This is a genomic window from Psychroserpens sp. Hel_I_66 (genome assembly GCF_000799465.1).
GTDB lineage: Bacteria > Bacteroidota > Bacteroidia > Flavobacteriales > Flavobacteriaceae > Psychroserpens.
Genome location: NZ_JUGU01000001.1, coordinates 1,092,575 through 1,111,427, shown reverse-complemented (window position 1 = coordinate 1,111,427; position 18,853 = coordinate 1,092,575). Strand labels below are relative to the sequence as shown.

The 18,853-nt window shown below is 32.4% G+C and carries 12 protein-coding genes; 2 read left to right on the top strand and 10 right to left on the bottom strand.

The window, feature by feature from the left end; genetic code table 11:
* Nucleotides 1-4 precede the first annotated feature (4 nt).
* From asnB (GQ40_RS05020) to GQ40_RS17035, 9 genes are all read right to left on the bottom strand, one after another.
* Nucleotides 5-1,906, bottom strand: a complete 1,902-nt coding sequence (gene asnB / locus GQ40_RS05020; RefSeq protein WP_047546307.1) for an asparagine synthase (glutamine-hydrolyzing) — start codon at nucleotides 1,904-1,906, stop codon at nucleotides 5-7.
* 2 nt (nucleotides 1,907-1,908) lie between these two features.
* Complete coding sequence (locus GQ40_RS05015; RefSeq protein ID WP_052184154.1) at nucleotides 1,909-3,069, bottom strand: glycosyltransferase; 1,161 nt, start codon at nucleotides 3,067-3,069, stop codon at nucleotides 1,909-1,911.
* Entirely contained in the window at nucleotides 3,069-4,148 is a 1,080-nt protein-coding gene (locus GQ40_RS05010; protein WP_047546304.1) for a glycosyltransferase, read from the bottom strand. Before GQ40_RS05010 ends, GQ40_RS05015 begins: the two co-directional genes overlap by 1 nt.
* Nucleotides 4,149-4,151: 3 nt before the next feature.
* Entirely contained in the window at nucleotides 4,152-6,002 is a 1,851-nt protein-coding gene (asnB, locus tag GQ40_RS05005; protein ID WP_047546302.1) for an asparagine synthase (glutamine-hydrolyzing), read from the bottom strand.
* A gap of 184 nt (nucleotides 6,003-6,186) precedes the next feature.
* Entirely contained in the window at nucleotides 6,187-7,134 is a 948-nt protein-coding gene (locus tag GQ40_RS05000) for a glycosyltransferase family 2 protein (RefSeq protein ID WP_047546300.1), read from the bottom strand.
* Between the two features lie 70 nt (nucleotides 7,135-7,204).
* Nucleotides 7,205-8,329 (bottom strand): O-antigen ligase family protein, encoded by a 1,125-nt coding sequence (locus tag GQ40_RS04995; protein WP_047546298.1) that lies wholly within the window; start codon nucleotides 8,327-8,329, stop codon nucleotides 7,205-7,207.
* Nucleotides 8,330-8,353: 24 nt separating this feature from the next.
* A complete protein-coding gene (locus tag GQ40_RS04990; RefSeq protein ID WP_047546297.1) occupies nucleotides 8,354-9,469 on the bottom strand; it encodes a glycosyltransferase in 1,116 nt (371 codons plus the stop codon).
* A 16-nt stretch (nucleotides 9,470-9,485) separates the two neighbouring features.
* Nucleotides 9,486-11,033 (bottom strand): lipopolysaccharide biosynthesis protein, encoded by a 1,548-nt coding sequence (locus GQ40_RS04985; RefSeq protein WP_047546295.1) that lies wholly within the window; start codon nucleotides 11,031-11,033, stop codon nucleotides 9,486-9,488.
* A 43-nt stretch (nucleotides 11,034-11,076) separates the two neighbouring features.
* Nucleotides 11,077-12,105 carry a glycosyltransferase gene (locus tag GQ40_RS17035; RefSeq protein WP_052184153.1) on the bottom strand — a complete coding sequence of 343 codons (1,029 nt, stop codon included), beginning with the start codon at nucleotides 12,103-12,105 and terminating at the stop codon, nucleotides 11,077-11,079.
* 236 nt (nucleotides 12,106-12,341) lie between these two features.
* On the opposite strand from GQ40_RS17035, the gene GQ40_RS04975 reads away from it, so the two are divergent.
* Nucleotides 12,342-13,157: a class I SAM-dependent methyltransferase gene (locus GQ40_RS04975; protein WP_047546293.1), complete on the top strand. Its 816-nt coding sequence runs from the start codon at nucleotides 12,342-12,344 to the stop codon at nucleotides 13,155-13,157.
* A gap of 453 nt (nucleotides 13,158-13,610) precedes the next feature.
* Complete coding sequence (locus tag GQ40_RS04970) at nucleotides 13,611-18,413, top strand: hypothetical protein (RefSeq protein WP_047546291.1); 4,803 nt, start codon at nucleotides 13,611-13,613, stop codon at nucleotides 18,411-18,413.
* 64 nt (nucleotides 18,414-18,477) lie between these two features.
* Here the strand turns inward: GQ40_RS04970 and GQ40_RS04965 are convergent, their stop codons facing one another.
* A complete protein-coding gene (locus GQ40_RS04965) occupies nucleotides 18,478-18,849 on the bottom strand; it encodes a hypothetical protein (protein WP_047546289.1) in 372 nt (123 codons plus the stop codon).
* Nucleotides 18,850-18,853: the final 4 nt, after the last annotated feature.

Genomic DNA, 18,853 nt, shown 5'->3' with positions numbered 1-18,853 from the left:
GGAATTAAGAATTTAAATACGTGTGAATGTACCACTTTTGAAAACAGAAAAATGACCATACCTTAAAGGTATTATCTGCTTTTCCGTCGATGTGATTGTTTACTAGTTTTAAAATTTCCGAAGTATTAAAAATTCCCTGAGACTTTAACAGCGGTAATTCTATATAGCTCATCAACTCTTTTTTAAGACCGTCGCGCAACCAATCTCCAACAGGTACGCCAAAACCTTGTTTTGATTTTTCTAAAAATCCCTTTGGAAATGCTTCGGAAAAAGCTTCTTTTAAAATATGCTTTTTACTCCATTTTTTTAATAGATAATCCTCAGGTAAACTCATGGTGAAATTGAACAATTCCCTATTTAAAAACGGAGATCTGCACTCTAGGGAATTGAGCATACTTGTTCTATCAACTTTGACCAACATATCGCCTTCGAGGCTCATGTGACGGTCAATAGTTCTAAAATCGTTTAAGGATTTAGGATTGCTAATCCCTGATTTTTTCTTGTAATAATCAAAAATGTTTTGCTCTTGAAAATCCTCTACCAAAAGGGTTTGAATATCAACTTCAGTCAATCCCAATGAAATAATATCCCAATAATAATTGTTGCCATAATCTATAGCATTTATCAATTTATTGAGACGGTATTTAATACCTCGACTATCATCCTTTTGCTGCAGTAATTTTTTAGAAATTGTATTGACTTTACTGTGAACACGTTCTGGGACAATATTGGTGTATTTATTGTTGAGTTTCCCAATATAATATTTATTATAGCCACCAAAAACTTCGTCACCGCCATCACCAGTCAACGCCACTTTGACGTGTTGTTTCGTTTTTGCAGAAACGAGAAAGGTTGGGAGGGAAGAAGAATCGGCAAAAGGTTCATCAAAGTTTAAGAGAATCTCATTAGTGTGTGTTTTAAGGTCATTTTCACTTACGATAAATTCATGGTGGTTACTGTTTACCATTTTCGCAACCACTTGGGATTTATCGGTTTCATCAAAAGATTTTTTCTCAAAGCCTATTGAAAACGTATCAATTTTAGCATCTGTCATCTCTGCAAGACAATAGGTCACCACTGAAGAATCTACGCCTCCCGAAAGAAATGTTCCCAATGGCACATCTGAAATGGACCGACTTTCAACACTTTCAAAAATTTTTTTATTGACCTCTTTTTTTGCTTCATCAAAAGAAAGATTTGATTTTTCTATAGTGTTATCTGGATGGATTTTATCGATTTCTATTGTGTTATTTTCCAGATCATAACTAATAAAATGATTTGGCTCTAATTTATATATACCATCATAAATGGTATTTGGAGCAGGGATATAAGTTAATCTAAAAAACAGATTAAGTCCTGTTTTACTAATAACTGGCTTTGCTGGGAGACTATTAATTATTGACTTTAGTTCAGAAGCCCAAAAAAACTCTCCCTTAGTTGTTGTATAATACAGGGGCTTTTCTCCAAAATAATCTCGAGCTATAAAAACTTTATTTTTATTGAAATCATAAATACTCAAACCAAACATCCCGTCAAGATCCCTAAAAGCTTCCGTTCCTTTTTCTTCGTAAAGTTTTAATATAACTTCTGTATCACTAGTTGTTTTAAATTGTACACCGTTGTTTTCGAGTTGATGTTTCAGCTTTAAAAAATTATAAATCTCACCATTAAAAACAATTGCAATATTTTTATCTTCGGAAAACATAGGTTGTTGGCCAGAGCTTAAATCTATGATTGACAGTCTACGCATCGCCATACCAACGCTATGGTTTTTTGTGGTTTTAATAAACGCACCATCATCATCTGGTCCTCGATGGATAATGAGATCATTCATAACCGTAAGTGTTTTTTTTACGGTATGTTCATCTTGTTCAGACTTAAATATTACGCCATTAATTCCGCACATACTTAATTGGTTTGGTTGTTTATTAACTGCTTTACCTGCTCATAAATTTTGGGCAAACTAAAGTTTTGGGCTTTTTGAAAACCTAGATCGCTGTATTTTTTTCGATCTTCCTTATGGTTACGCAAAAATAATATAGCTTTTGACAATGCAAGGTCATCTTCAGTATTTATTAAAATGCCATATTTGGCCAAGTAAAATTCGCCTTTTGGTATAGAAACTGGTTCATTATCGTTAAGAATTTCCAAAGGTCCAGATAGGCAATTTGTTGAAATTACAGGAAGTCCAGCAGCCATGGCTTCTAAAAGTACATTGGGAAAACCTTCTGTATTTGATGAAAGTACAAAACAATCATTCTGTAAGAGATAATCTTTGACATTAGTCACACTGCCTGGTAAATTGAGCTGATTTTCTAAATTATTTTTTTCTGCAAAATTATTTAATTCATCAGTAAGTGGTCCCGCTCCAGGAATTGTTAGACTATAACCTGAGTTGAGATGCCTAACAGCTTTTAATAGCAAAATCTGGTTTTTTGCAGGTGTATGACTTCCAACACTAATCACCTTAAATTGTTCATTTAATTTATATGAATCTTTGTGTGTTTTTTGGTCATCAATTTCTATTGGATTGTATATTAACTCTGTTGGGATTTTTATTCCGAAGTTATCTTTTAAATCCTTGTTTATATGCAAAGAATTTGAAAACAATACATCTGTTTTATTGTAGTATCTTGGATAAAATGTTTTTGCAACTCGCATTGCAAAATTGTTTTTGTCGTACATTTTAGTAGGGAAACAACGCTCGCTAATTATTGTTTTTGGTTTTGGTGTTAATTTTGTCGTGACCATTCCATTAATGATATTTGGAAGCGCTAAAAAGGACATGACCACATCAAACTTTTCACTTTTAGCGATGGCACGATATTTAAATACAAATTGTGCCATATTTTTTAATTTTGAGAAAGGTGATGTCGTGTCTAATACTTCTGGTTTTCCCAAACATATGATTTTTAGATTTTTTGGAGTTTTAAAGAAAATGTTATTGGATAGCAAAATTAATGTCACATCAAAATCATGAACTAGGTTTTTGAGCAATAGGCTTATTACTCGCTCTGCACCTCCAGATGATAGGCTTATGGCTAATACACAAAGTTTCTTTTTCTCCATTATTTTTGGAATACTTGTTTTATGAGATCTTCAAATTGTTTAACAATTTTATCTTTTTTAAATTTAGTAAAAACACTGTCGCTCACTTTTTTAGAATCCAATGGGTTTTCATTGAGTTTTTTTAAATACTCTAGAAATTCTTTTTCATTTTTTGCTAAATAGCCATTCACACCATGTTCTACAATTTCATTTGTGCCACCAGGTGCATTAAATGCAATTACAGCAGTACCAATGGCGCAGCTTTCTAAGAGTGCATTAGGAAATCCCTCTGCATAGGAGCCTTGTAAAAATAAATCGCTGTACTCTAAATATTGTGGGATTTGATCTGTATACTCGACAAATTCTACTTGTGCCTCAAGATCAAGTTCAGTTATGTGCTTTTTAATGTTGTCTTCCCATTCGCCAGTCCCAATAATAAGATACTTAAATGGCGTTTCTAGTTTTGATAGCACATTCAATAGTCTTAAATGCCCTTTTTCTTCGTGTAGTCTTCCAACAGTGATGTATTTTTTTATTTCATCGTTTTTTTTATTTGAAGCTAGTTTAAAAGCATCAGATATTGGATTGTTTATAACCGTAACCTTGGATTTTGGGACATTTAATTCTGTAATAAGCTCATCTGCCATGTCTTGAGATTGACATATGATAGCATTGGTTCTTTTATCTGCAATTTTTTTTAGCACATTTCCGAAGAAAGACTTTTGAGATCCATAATATAGCGCAGTTACTTTTTTAATATTGGCTTCGCGATTTATCAATTTAATTTTTGGAAAGCGCAATAAAATAAGGGCAAGAGCAGTATTTAAATGTGACATACAGCTCACAACTACGTCTGGCTTATTTTTAGATATGAATTTGTATAACTTCGGAATACCCTTAACAACACGAGGCTGGTTGAGATAAATAACATGCAGTCCATCGACATTATAGGCTTTTTCTCTCTCGTAGCCTATAACAACTAAAGTGGTTTTAAAATCTTTTGTGTTTAGATTTTTTGCCACCAAAGACATCACACGTTCTGCACCTCCAGCAACTAAGGATGGTAAAACGAAAACAACATCTATTTTAGATTTTGGCATCACTTATTTTATCGAATACGATTTCCCGTTGTTATTGAGCCATTGTTTTAAAACCAGAAGATTCCAAATAAGAGGATACCTGTTCCAGCTACCATCCATATGTTGTTTTATCATAAACTGAACTTTCTCAACGTCTATACAAGGAATAGACTTTAAGGATTGGTCATCTAATTCACTTAAAACATAATCCTTTAAATCCTCTTTGAACCAACGTGCAAAAGGCATGGTGAACCCAGCTTTTGGTCGATCAAAAATATGTTTTGGTACAGACTCATAAAGCACATCTTTTAAGATACGTTTCATGACACCATTATGAAATTTATATTCCGTAGGAAGGGAATTTGCAAAATCGACTATTTGATGATCAAGTAGGGGAGCACGGGCTTCTAGAGAGAATGCCATCGTAGCTCTATCTACCTTTGTATTAATATCGTAATTGAGGTATGTTTTGGTGTCAAAATCTGAAATACGTTCATAAAAGTTTTTATTCTCGTGCACTAAATATTTTAAGTCCTCAATATCTCTAGTATCATAAGGTGTATCGACATAAGATCGATCCACTCCAGTCATCGCACTTAGATACACTTCATTTTCATCTTTATAACGAAGTGCTTTTGAGATAACCTTTAATTTATAATGCGGAGCATACTCTAAAATATTGGCGCCAAATTTTCTAATGGATAATGGCAGTTTGTATATAAGACTTCCTTTTTTTGCCCAATTGTAGCGGTGATAACCAATAAAACTTTCATCACCTCCATCTCCAGAAAGTGCAACAGTGACTTGTTTTCTAGTGTGTTTTGCTAATAACATTGAAGGAATAGCAGAAGAATCTGAAAATGGCTCATCATAATAGTGACAGAAATTTTTGATTAGGTCTATACCTTCATCATAATTACATTCTATAACATTATGATCGGTCTGTAAATGGTCTGCTACTTCTTGTGCATATTTGCTTTCGTCGAATCCCTTCTCATTGAATTTTACTGAGAATGTTTTGATTTTTGTAGATGATGTTTGAGATGCTACGGAAGCAACCAAAGAAGAATCCACACCACCAGAAAGAAATACACCAACCGGAACATCTGCAAATAGGCGTGCAGATACAACGTCTTTTAAAATACCATTGAACTCTTTTTTTGCATCTTCATAACTGCCTTTATATGGTCTTTCATTTTTATAATCGATATCCCAATATGCTTTTGTTTCAAAGTCACCAGTCTTTAAGTCAAATGTAAATTTGTGACCAGCTTTAAGTTTTTTTACTTCGTTAAATATAGATTGTGGGTCTGGAACATTTCCCCAGGCTAAGTAATAGGCAATCGCTTTTTCTGAAATTGTAAGATCATCCATATGCAATTGGATTGAAGAAATCTGGCTTGCAAATTCAAAATCTTTACCATTATGGTAATAATAAAAAGGTTTCTTCCCTAAACGATCTCTTGCCCCAAAAAAGACTTGTTTTTTTTCATCATAAATCACAAAAGCAAACATTCCTTGAAAGTGGTCTACACAGTCTTGCCCGTATTCTAAATATGCTGCACATAAGACCTCAGTATCACTGGTAGTTTTAAACTCATAACCTCTTTTTTTAAGGGTTTCTTTTATGGACTTAAAATTGTAAACCTCTCCATTAAATACAATATGAACATGATCGTAATATGTAAAAGGTTGGTTTGATCTTGGATCTAAATCAATAATTGACAACCGATTATGACCAAATGTGATTTGCTGATTATCGGTTTTGTAAAACTCCCAACCCATCTTGTCTGGACCTCTAAACGCTGTTCGCTTTAACTTGTCTTTGACTTGTTGTTCGCTATATTTTAGGGTTGTTCCGTATATTCCACACATATAAATCCAATTTGGGTATTAATCTATGACAAAAATAGATATTTAATCAACTTAAAATTAATAATGTCTATTAAATGTACTTTTAAGCTATGAAATGAATATGCTTTTATTTATTTCTTTGGAAAGGTCAATCAAAATGGGCATTACAACGATTTTTAAATATTTATATAAATGGTCTTAATCTCTAAAAAAATCTTTTAAATGGCCATAATATGATTAAGAAAAATCTCACTATAAATGAGTCAATAGCATCAATGTAGTTTTTAAGTTGAAAATCTAGATGTGTGGCACTTTTCAGCAAAAAATAAAGGTTTTTAAGAAAAAATATAGGTGATTTAAAAAAGTAGCTGTTAAAGAACCAATTGAAATTTACGATATTTTGAATTACAGACCCTAAAGCGGTATTCCTTTTTGATGCAGAACTTATTGAGTTTTCTACATTTAAATGGTATATTCTCAATGTCTTATTGATGTATTTTGTTTTAAATCCTTCTTTTGCCAACAAATTCCAGATAATGCCCTCTTTCATGAAACCGTTGTGTATAAATTCATCTTCAAAAACAATTCCTTTAAGAACGTTTGTTTTTGTAAATCCCCATTTTTCTCCAGTGATTTTATCAATCGCAGTTGATTTGAAAGTATTACTAAAATAAGGATTGGTTGGAAATTTGCTTCCTATTGGATTTCCATTTTGGTCGATACACAAGCCAGTCACAGCACTTACTATAGATTTTTCTGAAGATGGAATTGACAAATATTCATTATTAAAAACTTCTAAAGCTTCTGGGACACACTCATCATCTGCATCAAATGTCAATAAAAATTCACCCTTTGCGAAATTTACAGCTTGAAGAAAGCATGCCATTTTATGTTGATTTTTAGCGTTATTAACATAATTGATTTTAAGAGGTGAATGCTCAATGATTTTTGATATAACTTCGTGAGATTTGTCTTTAGAACCATCATTAATTATAAGCCATTCAAAATCTTTAAAATTTTGATTTAGAAGAGATTGATGGACGCGTTCTATAGTGCTTTCCGCGTTGTATACGGGAGTGAATACAGTAAACTTATGCAGATAGTCAAAATTAGCTGGATTAGTATAGAGAGGAATTAATTTTCTGAAATTCATAATGCTATTTCAATTTTGTTTCTCTAAAGTAGACGTCTATTTCAAAGTTATTATTAAGATGAACTATATTTTAAGCTGCCAAACACTCAGTTTCGTTATGATTCTCTAAGTTACTGAGTGACTGTCTTTCTAAAACAATTTGATATTGAATCCACATCGTCGCAAATAATACATAATAATGTGTAAAGAAATTATGATCTGTCAATAAAAACATCGACAAGGCAATAGTTTGCATTATTAAATAGGGCGTTTTTTTAAAAAAGTAAATGCTCCAAAAAAAGAGGTATGCCATGTATGCTAAAAATATTAGAAAAGGAATAATACCAGCTTCGCCAATAATCATTAAATAGCTATTATGTACGCCTAAATTTCCAGTTCCTCCAGAGAATGACCCGTATCCATTTCCTATAAAAGGGGAATGTAGAATTTCATCAAAATGCCCAGCCCATGTATCTACTCTTGAATCTTCATTTATAGTATTTACAGATACATTTTTATTGGTAACAATATTAGTTAATTGTTCAAAACGAGGATTATTTAGCCCCACGACTTCATCAATAAATATAAGGGAGCTAAAAATCAAAACCCCAATACCTAAAACACGAAGATTCTTAATGCTTATCTTTAATGAAATAATATTGAGAATAACCCAAATAACAATAAATGTTCTTGAGAAAGTCAATAAACCCATCAATGTGAAAACAAACTGACCTAATAGTTTTATGCTTGTGTTTTTAAGACTATAAACCAAAGCATAACCATAAATGCATATAAAACCTGCCTCATTAGGATTAAGATAAAAGCCTGAATATCTACCTAACTTCGTCGGAAAAAACAACGCCTCTATAGCTACCGTTATCGAGCCCAATAAAAGAAAGAAAAAAAGTTGTTCTTTTCCTACTCTTTTCACAAGTTCATAAGCACCTAAGATAAATACAAAAAACTTTGCTAATTCTAACATAAAAATTTTTGGTGTACCGTAAAATTGGAAACTGGAAATTATAAAATACATTAAAGCTAAAATTATAATCCACCAATTTGGTGTTGTTTTTTTTTCAAATAGGTAATAAACTCCTAATAGACTAATAGTAGCATAACTCAATAAACTGCCAATACTATCACCAAAAGCAGAAAGGCCTATTGAGGGAATATTCCAAATTATTAATACTAATGTAATTATTCTAATGATCTTCATCCTTGAAATTTAATAATACATATATTAGTATTTTTCTTTTAGCAATAATAAGGAATTTATTAACTGTTCCCACTGAGCAACAGCTTTTTTACTTTCATAATTTTCTGTTCTTTGAATTGATCTTTGAGAAAAGATATGTCTTAATTTTTTACTATCTATAAGTTGAGACAGACGTTCTCTTAACACAATGCTATCATTTAAAGGTATAAGAAATCCATTAGTACCATCATTTATTAAATCTGAGGGGCCAAAATCACAATTTGTTGATATAGAGGGAAGACCAAAGTGCATAGCTTCTAAAAGAGCGTTGGGAAATCCTTCTGTTTTTGATGTAAAAACAAAAATTGAAGCTTTATTATAATAGTTTTCAATATCTTTTACTTTAGAAATAATTTTGATTTTATCACTTTGGTGAGATGATTTTATAAGTTTTATTAGTTTTTCTTTTTTATCTCCGTCTCCAATAATCAATAATTTCCAATTATGTACTTTAATAGTCTTAAAAGCTTGTATTATATCCTCATGACATTTGTTTTCATCTAATCGCCCGACTGTAAGTATTAAATTCTCTTTTTTGATTGTATGATCCCTTAGATTTGTCAATTCCGAAGCAATAGGATTTGGTAAAATTGAAATCTTATTTTTTCTGATCTTATTTTCGTAGATTTTTTTAACACCTTCAGTTTGTAATACCATCTTATCTGCTAATGGATAAACCAAGCTTCTTAATAGAACCCAAAATTTAGGAACTTCCTCAACCAAGGGATTGTTGCGTTCACTTATAATGCATGGGATGCCATAGAATTTAGATGCTATTGTAGATAAAATGTTGGCAGAAGTTATAAAGCCTATAGAAACATTGACATGTTCTTTTTTTAAAATTTGAAATATTCTTTTTGTTAGGAGATAGTTCAATTTTAAGGATTGAAAAATTGATTTTGGTTGTTCTATTTTATCAAGACAGGATATGACTTTAATTCGTTGATCTAAATTGTAAAAAGGTTTAGATTCTGAAAATGTAATAATTATAATTTCGTAATTTTCTATTAAAGTATTACTTAAATTAGATATGACACGTTCTGCTCCTCCTGAAGCAAGGGACGCAATAACAAAGGCTATTTTTTTCTTAGGATTGCTCATAGTTTGTTTTGAAACCTTAATTACCTTTATTAATCTTTCTCTTAACCAATAGAAAAACTCTATAATTAAAATCTCTAAAACCTTTAGAGCCTATGTGCATAAGAAGACCATATATAATAAAAATTATAACAGTTAACTTGATGGCATTTATAAACCATGAGAAAAAATTTAAATTATTATTAACTATATAATTGTTATATAAAAAGTTAATGATGACTGCTGAAATGAGAAAAACAATAGTTAATGGTATGAAACCTTTCCAATAATTCCAAGTACTAATTTTAAAACCTTTTGTATAAAGTAAATAAGGTTTCCATAACATGACAATAACCATCAAACTGGAAAAGGTTCCCAATAAAATACCAGAAATCCCCCAAAGCTTTCCGAAAATAAGTGATACAACAAGATTTAAAATTATTTCTAATCCTGGAGCCCAAGTATCTGAAAACAAACCGTAAGCATTTTGAAAATGTTGTACGGGAGATCTTACCAAACTAATAAAAAAGTTGCCAATCATCAACAAGACAATTAATTCTTCAAGAACATATTCATCTCCAATCCATAGTATAACAAAGGGAGTAATTAGATAATACACCGCAATACTAAAAAAACCAGCTATAAAAAATTGTAAAGCCATCATTTCCCAAAAAACCTTATCAATATTTTTTTTGTCATTTTCTGCAACTAAATTTCCAACACCTGCTCCTGTGCCAGAAAATATAACTTGCATCAAACTTATTAAATTCATAAAAATAAGCTGATAATTCCCGAAAAAAGCAACACTTTGTAAGTTTACTAGGGCATATACCAATATGTTATCTGTACCATCTTTTACAAAAGAGCCCATTTTATGTATAAATAATTGCTTTGTTTTTTTTATAATCTCTGGATAGCTTTTAATTAAACTGGAAGTTTCTTTTGAGGCAATTATCAACCAAGGATAATGCTGCTTGATTTTTTTTCTCAATATATAACTCAATAATATTGAAAAAATCAATTCCATAATAACCCATACATAATAATTTTGTAAATAATATGCTATTAGAGCCTGTATTAGCAGTCTTAAGATGTTTGCGCTTTGAAAATAAACCTGCACGACATATCCTTTTTGGTCGGCCTCTAGTAAAGTCATGTGATAATTAAAAAAATAACTTAATAAAGTAGAGGTTAAAAAAGAGAAAAACACAAAATAAATTAATCCAAGAGAGAATTGGGTATCACCAAAAAAATATGGGAAAAATAGCGATAATATCAAACCAACGCTAAATATAAAAACCCCAATTTTTTTGTATAAAATGCCCAGAAGCGCTATGATTTTATTCATTTCTGAATGATCATCATCAAAAATAGGTCTATAGAGTGCGTAACCGATAGCTGTTCCAATTCCTAGTTCCGCTAGATTTAAAAATCCCAATATACTTCTTAAGGTAGAGGTTAGACCTATAAAGTCATCTCCTAAAAAGTCTAGAAAAATTTTTCTTGTAAAAAATTGTGCAAAGATTGATATGAGAAAAAAGAATGCACCAATTTTAGCATTTTTTATAGATTTGGAAATTCTCGACATTTTGCGTGTTAAATTAAGATGCGAAAATATAAATTAAAAACTATTAAAAAGGATTTGTTTTAAAAAGCCTATGTTTCAATTTATTTAGATTTATTACAACTTCAAAAGAATTGACCGAAAGGTAATAAGCAAGTCTTAAGTAAAAATCTTGGTTTTCACCTTTAAAATAATTATCGTTTATTAACTGTTTCAATCGCTTACGGTGTATATAGTTATGATCTAAAGTAGAATTATAATTAAGCATTTTATAATGAAACATAAGTTCTCTTAACAAAAACCCTTTAATTTCAGTAATCAATTCATGGTCAATTGAACTTAAGCTAGATTCTATAGAATTTGTAGCCAATGGCATAAGCCTTTCTTTAACAAAGAAACAAGAACTTATAGCATCATCAAAACGTTTAAGATTATATTGGCTTTTAGTTGTGCCTTGGGGATTTGGTCTATAATTGTAAAAAGGAAAATTATAAAAGCCTATTTTATTAGCTTTAGGGATGTTGTTAACTACGAAAAGCGCATCTTCTGATGTTCTATTAAGCAAAAATCGAGAATTAGCGATTACAGATTTCCTGAATAATTTTGTACAAACTGAAAATTGTGTAGTTTTTAGAATTCGCTTTATCGCATTCCTAACGGTTTCTATTTCTATATTTCTCTTATCAATCTCATTTTTCTTTTTACCAGATACATCAATACTACATTCTGCAATATCCAAGTCGTGTACCAAAGCAAGATCTATCATTGTTTTGTACATATCTGGTTCTATCCAGTCATCACTGTCAACAAACCCAATGTAGCTTCCAGAAGCTATATTTAAACCATTATTTCTAGCGCTACTTTGACCTTGGTTTTCTTGATGGATAACTAATACTCTATTATCTTTTTTTGAGTAATAATTACAAATCTCACCACTTTTATCAATTGACCCATCGTTGATAAGAATAATTTCCAATTCCTTGTATGATTGGTTAATTATACTATCAATACATTTTTCTAGATATTTTTCTACGTTATAAACTGGTACAATTATACTGATCTTGGGATCAATTTTAATTGCTTGTTTTTCAGTCATGATTTGAGGCTGTTTTTAATAAAAATCAGAGAGCAAAATTATAAAAAAAAAATTACTGAGGAGCTAAGTGAATTTGTTTGTTTAAAATTCAGAAAATGATTATTTGAACATTTAAATACCATATATAGTTATATTATTTTATCTAAATTTAATTAACTGTATTATAGATATTTAGATTATTTTTGAAAGACACTGTTTTACATATAGTAAAAATTAACTTGAAATAAATTTTAATAATGGAAGAAAGAGACCAAAAAACACGTTTTAAATTTGGAAACAACTGGAGGAACTTTTTAAATTGTTTAAATGATGAGAGAATAGAGGACTCAAAAAGAGGGTTAATTACTATGCTAGGTAAAACAGATTTAACTGGAAAACGCTTTTTAGACGCTGGTAGTGGCAGTGGATTATCTTCTTTAGTTGCAAGAAAAATGGGTGCTGAGGTTTTTTCTTTTGATTATGATGAACAATCGGTTGAATGCACAAAATATTTAAAAGAAAAGTATTTTAAGGATGATTTGCTTTGGAATGTAGAGCAAGCGTCAGTTTTAGATGAGGATTATATGAAAAGCCTTGGTGAGTTTGACATAGTTTACTCTTGGGGTGTATTGCATCATACGGGTAATATGAATGTAGCCCTTGCTAACGTTGATGCTAATGTTAAAAAAAATGGGACTTTATTTATTGCAATTTATAATGATCAAGGTAATAGATCGAAGATTTGGCATAAGATAAAATCTACCTATGTTAAATCTCCTAAATTCTTTAAATTTTTTATAGTTACATTTTGTTATATTAAAATTTGGGGCAAGATTTTTACTTATGATTTATTCTTTAGAGGTAATATGTTGCATACATGGAAGCTTTCAAAAAATAATAGAGGAATGTCTCCACATTATGATTTAATTGACTGGGTTGGTGGTTTTCCTTTTGAAGTTGCTACACCTGAATTCATATTTGACTTTTATAGAGATAGAAATTATAGATTAGAGAAACTAAAAACTAATGGTAAAGGTTATGGATGTAATGAATATATTTTTACAAAACTCTAATTTATCTTAATTCAACTTTTTATTCGCTAAACAACTTTCTATTTTTTTCGTAAATTTTAAATGGATTCAATTTGGGTATAAATTTCAAATAATCTATTTGAATGAATTTCAAGAACCTTTATAAAAAAATTTCATAGAAGTTTTTTATCCAATGAACTACATTAGTTTTAAATAGAAAACGAACAGATTTTCTTTTGCACTCAGATATTTTAAAAAACATAAATGTAAGAATATTACTTCAAAATACATACACTACATCGAATAATAGGTGTTTTTAACGTATTTATAGGAAAAAGTTATATAGATTGTCATCATTATTAAGTCCCCAAAATTTAATAGCAAATGAAGTCCCCAAATTTCCTATGCTATACCTTGCCTACTATCAAGGTATACAAAAAAGTATGTTGTCAAAAAAGTATTTTGACTTTTATCCTCTTATTATTAACCTATAACATGTCTTCCCAGCAGTTGGCTTTTCCTTCCGCAGAAGGTGCTGGCGCATTTATTACAGGTGGTCGAGGAGGTGTTGTTGTTAGAGTTTCAAATCTCAACCCAACAGGACCAGGTAGTTTACGAAATGCTCTCTTAATGACCATGCCTAGAACTATTGTCTTTGACGTAAGCGGTAGAATCAACTTGACTAGCCTTTTAGAACTGGGAGTTGCCAATTCAAATTTCACCGTTGCAGGACAAACTGCTCCAGAAGGAGGCATAACCATTAGCGGGAAACCGATTCAAATGGGTAATTCAAGTCAACCATGCAATAATGGCATTTGGAGATACATAAGATTTAGAAACGGAAGTTATACCGGTCAAAACGATGTTTATGACCATAATGGTTTTATATCTAATGGTACAGACGGTTTAATATTTGACCACTGTTCGTTTAGCTTTTGTGATGATCAAGCAATATCTATGGATTCTTACTACGGTCCTTTAAAAAATATAACAATCCAAAGATGTACTTTTTCTGAAAACTCAACTCAAATCATTTTAGGTCTTGGTGGTAATTATGAAAGAGGAGATATGACTTTTAGCAACAATCTTTTTGTAGATGTCACTCATAGAACACCTAACATGGGCGGTAATCTTCAATGGGATCTTATAAATAACGTATATTTTAATTGGGGAAATCGATTGGCTAATGCCAACAAAAATTCTCCTAAGATTAATCATATTGGTAATTACTATAAGTTAGGTTCTTACAGTTCTACTGAAAGGGCTAACGTAGTACAAAGTCCCTCTACACCAATTATTTATACAGCAAATAATTATCATACTACATTTTATCCTACACCTCAGTTAGATGATAGAGATCTGTGGACCGACTTTTACTATCAAGGTCAGGCTCTACCAGCAAATAGATTTACAACAACTCAACACGAATTATTGGGTCAAGCACCAATTTTAAAATCACCAGAATTGGCTTATACAGATATTACAAGTGACGTAGGTGCAAACCGCTATTTAAATGAAGATGGCACATTTGGTGAGTATGCAGATAGTTTTGATACTTTAAAAATTTCTAATGTTTTAAATAGTATTAGTTCAAATCCGTCAAACAAAGTGTGGGTACAACCAACTTTACCGAACAATACAAGACCTGATGATTTTGATACAGATAATGATGGTATGCCTGATGTTTGGGAGCTTAACCGATTTAATAACTTAAATAATAACGGTCAATCAGATTCTAATAATAATGGTTACACAGAATTAGAAGATTACTTAAACGGTGTAGATGGCAGCTCAGCAGAGAACGCTGGTAGTCAAGTTATTATTATAGCTAATACAGAAGCTCTTTGCCAAGGAGAAACTAGAGTACTAACAGCATCTGGAGCAGATTCATATCTTTGGAATACAGGAGAAACCACTCCAACCTTAGAAATCTCTCCAGATTCGACAACTACTTACACCGTAACAGGAACGCATATAGATGGTTCCACCACCCAAGATGAGATAACAATAACAGTATATGAGGTGCCAATAGCAAATGCAGGACCAGACCAAGAGATTTGCCTAGGTTCTCAAGTAACACTTACAGCTACAGGAGGCACAACCTACCAATGGAGTACAGGCGCTACAAGCGCAACTATTACTGTGACTCCAACTGGCTCAACAACATATACAGTTGAAGTATTTCAAAATGCGTGTTCTAGCCAAGATCAAGTTGCTGTTACCGTAAGTGAAGTTCCTACGGTTGATGCAGGAGAAGACCAAACCATTTTTGAAGGTCAAAGTGCCACATTAACAGCAACAGGAGCAGACACATATCTTTGGAGTACAGGAGAAACAACTCAAAGTATAATTGTTAATCCATTGCTCGATACATCTTATTTTGTAAATGGAACAACAAACAATTGTGAAAACACAGATACCGTAACTGTTTTTTTGCTAGATGACAGTGTCAATGCTAATGCTGGAGCTGACACGGAGGTTTGTACAGGACAAACAACAACATTAACAGCAACAGGAGGAGCAACTTATGAGTGGAGCACAGGCGAAACCACAGCGTCAATAGAAGTGTATCCAACAGAAACAACAATATATACCGTAACTGCATTTAGTGCATCTGGTAATAATACAGATGGCGATAGCGTAACAGTAACTGTAAATGAAATACCATCAGCCAATGCTGGTGAAGATGTTACAATTTGCTTCGGAAACACAGCTACATTAACAGCTTCGGGTGGAACAGATTATCTTTGGAGCACTGGAGAAACAACACAATCCATAACAGTAAATCCTGAAGAAACAACAACGTACTCTGTGGAAGTGACCACAAATAGCTGTTCAGACGAAGATGATGTTATTGTTAACGTCAATGAATTACCAAACATTTCCGCTGGATCAGATGTTACGATCACCGAAGGAGAATCTACGGTATTGACTGCAAATGGTGCGGACGAATATTTATGGAGCACAGGAGAAACAACAGCATCTATTACAGTGAGCCCGTATATGACAACAACATATTCCGTTACTGGAATTTCCAATGGATGTGAGTCCAGTGATGACATTATCGTTTCCGTAGAAACAGAAAATGTTACAGCTTACGCGGGAGCAGATGTTGAGATTTGCTTCGGAAATTCAATAACTTTAACAGCAACAGGAGGGAGTTCTTATTTATGGAATACTGGTGAGACAAGTTCAACTATAGAGGTTTCACCAAGTGAAACAACAATTTTCTCTGTTATAGCTTACAATAGTTCAGGCAGTATGTCAGACGAAGATGATGTTACCGTAACCGTCAATGAATTACCAAACATTTCCGCTGGATCAGATGTTACGATCACCGAAGGAGAATCTACGGTATTGACTGCAAATGGTGCGGACGAATATTTATGGAGCACAGGAGAAACAACAGCATCTATTACAGTGAGCCCGTATATGACAACAACATATTCCGTTACTGGAATTTCCAATGGATGTGAGTCCAGTGATGACATTATCGTTTCCGTAGAAATGGAGAATGTTTCAGCTAACGCGGGTGCAGATGTTGAGATTTGCTTCGGAAATTCAATAACTTTAACAGCAACAGGAGGGAGTTCTTATTTATGGAATACTGGTGAGACAAGCTCAACTATAGAGGTTTCACCAAGCGAAACAACAATTTACTCTGTTATAGCTTACAATAGTTCAGGCAGTATGTCAGACGAAGATGATGTTATTGTTAACGTAAATGAATTACCAAACACTTCCGCAGGATCAGATGTTACGATCACCGAAGGAGAATCTACGGTATTGACTGCAAATGGTGCGGACGAATATTTATGGAACACAGGAGAAACAACAGCATCTATTACAGTGAGCCCGAATGTGACAACAACTTATTCCGTTACTGGAATTTCCAATGGATGTGAGTCCAGTGATGACGTTATTGTTTCAGTAGAAATAGAAAATGTTACAGCTAACGCGGGAGCAGATGTTGAGATTTGCTTCGGAAATTCAACCACCTTGACTGCGACTGGTGGATCAACTTATGAGTGGAGTACAGGAGAAACGACAGCTTCTATAGAAGTGTCACCAAGCGAGACCACAACATATACGGTGATAGCCTTTAATAGTTTTGGTAGTGCATCAGATCAAGATGAAGTGATTGTATCTATAACAGATCTATCAGGTTTTAGCGCTGGAGAAGATGTAGCTATTTTGGATGGTGAGTCAATAGTTTTAACCGCCAATGGAGCAGATACATATTTATGGAGCACAGGAGAAACGACAGCATCAATTAGTGTATCACCAAATGCTACAGTAAGTTATTCTGTCACAGGATTCATTAATGGATGTGAATCAACAGATGAGGTTTTGGTGACAGTCTCTTATATAGTCAGTGCTGGTGCAAATCAAACAATTTGTCAAGGATATGAAACGACATTAACTGCTACTGAAGGAGATAGCTATCTCTGGAGTACTGGAGAAACAACTCAAAGTATAACTGTAAATCCTACTAATACTCAAGTTTTTAGTGTAACCATTACTATTGGAGATTTTGAAGGAAATGCCGATGTTACAGTAAATGTAAATCCTAATCCTAATGTAGTTATTGCTAATGGAGGAGATGTCATGATTTTAGAGGGTGAATTTGTTACCTTATCTGCATCTGGAGCAAATTCTTACTTATGGAATAATGGAGCGACCCAACCAAATATAGCAGTAAGTCCTTCAGTAACGACAACATTTGAGGTCACAGGCTTTATAAACAATTGTGAGGATACCAAAGCAGTAGTGGTAAACGTTGTAGAAATTGTTGAGGCAGATGCAGGCGAGGATGTCACAATTTGCAATCAAGAAACTGTTACGTTAACAGCAAATGGAGGAGAAGAATATCTTTGGAGTACAGGAGAAACAACACAAAGCATCGAAGTCTCTCCAAATGAGGACACCGAGTACTCAGTTCTAGTGTATAATGCTTTAGATAGCGATGAAGATACTATTGTAGTTTATGTTGAACAATGTAGTACTGTAGAATTACCGGTAGACAGTGATGAATTTGATGTTATAATATTTCAAGATCAAAACACAGATCAATTAAAAGTGAAAATAGAAGGATTACAGTCCATAAACCCTTTGTCTTATAATGTTTATAGCATGAGAGGTAAAGTTTTATATACCGAGAGATTGGATCAAGTGTATTCCGAAACAGAATCTGAAATGACTAAAGAACTAGATGTTTCAAACTTTGCAAGAGGTGTATATATAGTTCAATTACTGTATGACGACAAAAGTTTGATAAAACAAATACCAATAAGATGATAATTAGTTAGTTTAATTTTTATTGTAAGCCATTATTAGAATTCAATTCTAATGATGGCTTTTTTTATTTTAGTAAAATAGATTGAATTGTAGCACTTGAGTCGCAATTTCTCACCCAAAGTTCAACATCCTTATCATTTAATTCACTTTCTAAAAGATAGGTTTTACAAGAATCTGATTTGGTATCGCTTTTTGAAAAATTGACACTACTCGTTTGTATTAATTCGGAAATGGATAAAGAATCAAGATCATAATTATCCATCGTAACTTTAGTTTCTTCGGAATAAAATCGTTTCTTAATCGTAATATTTTTGATAGTTCTCGCATTTGGCCCATAGGCACAGGATGTTTTTTTTCCACCCAGAAAAAACGCAAGAAGTATTAGTCCAATTGAGAATCCTCCCAAATAGTAACCAATTCGATGAATTAATTTCATATAA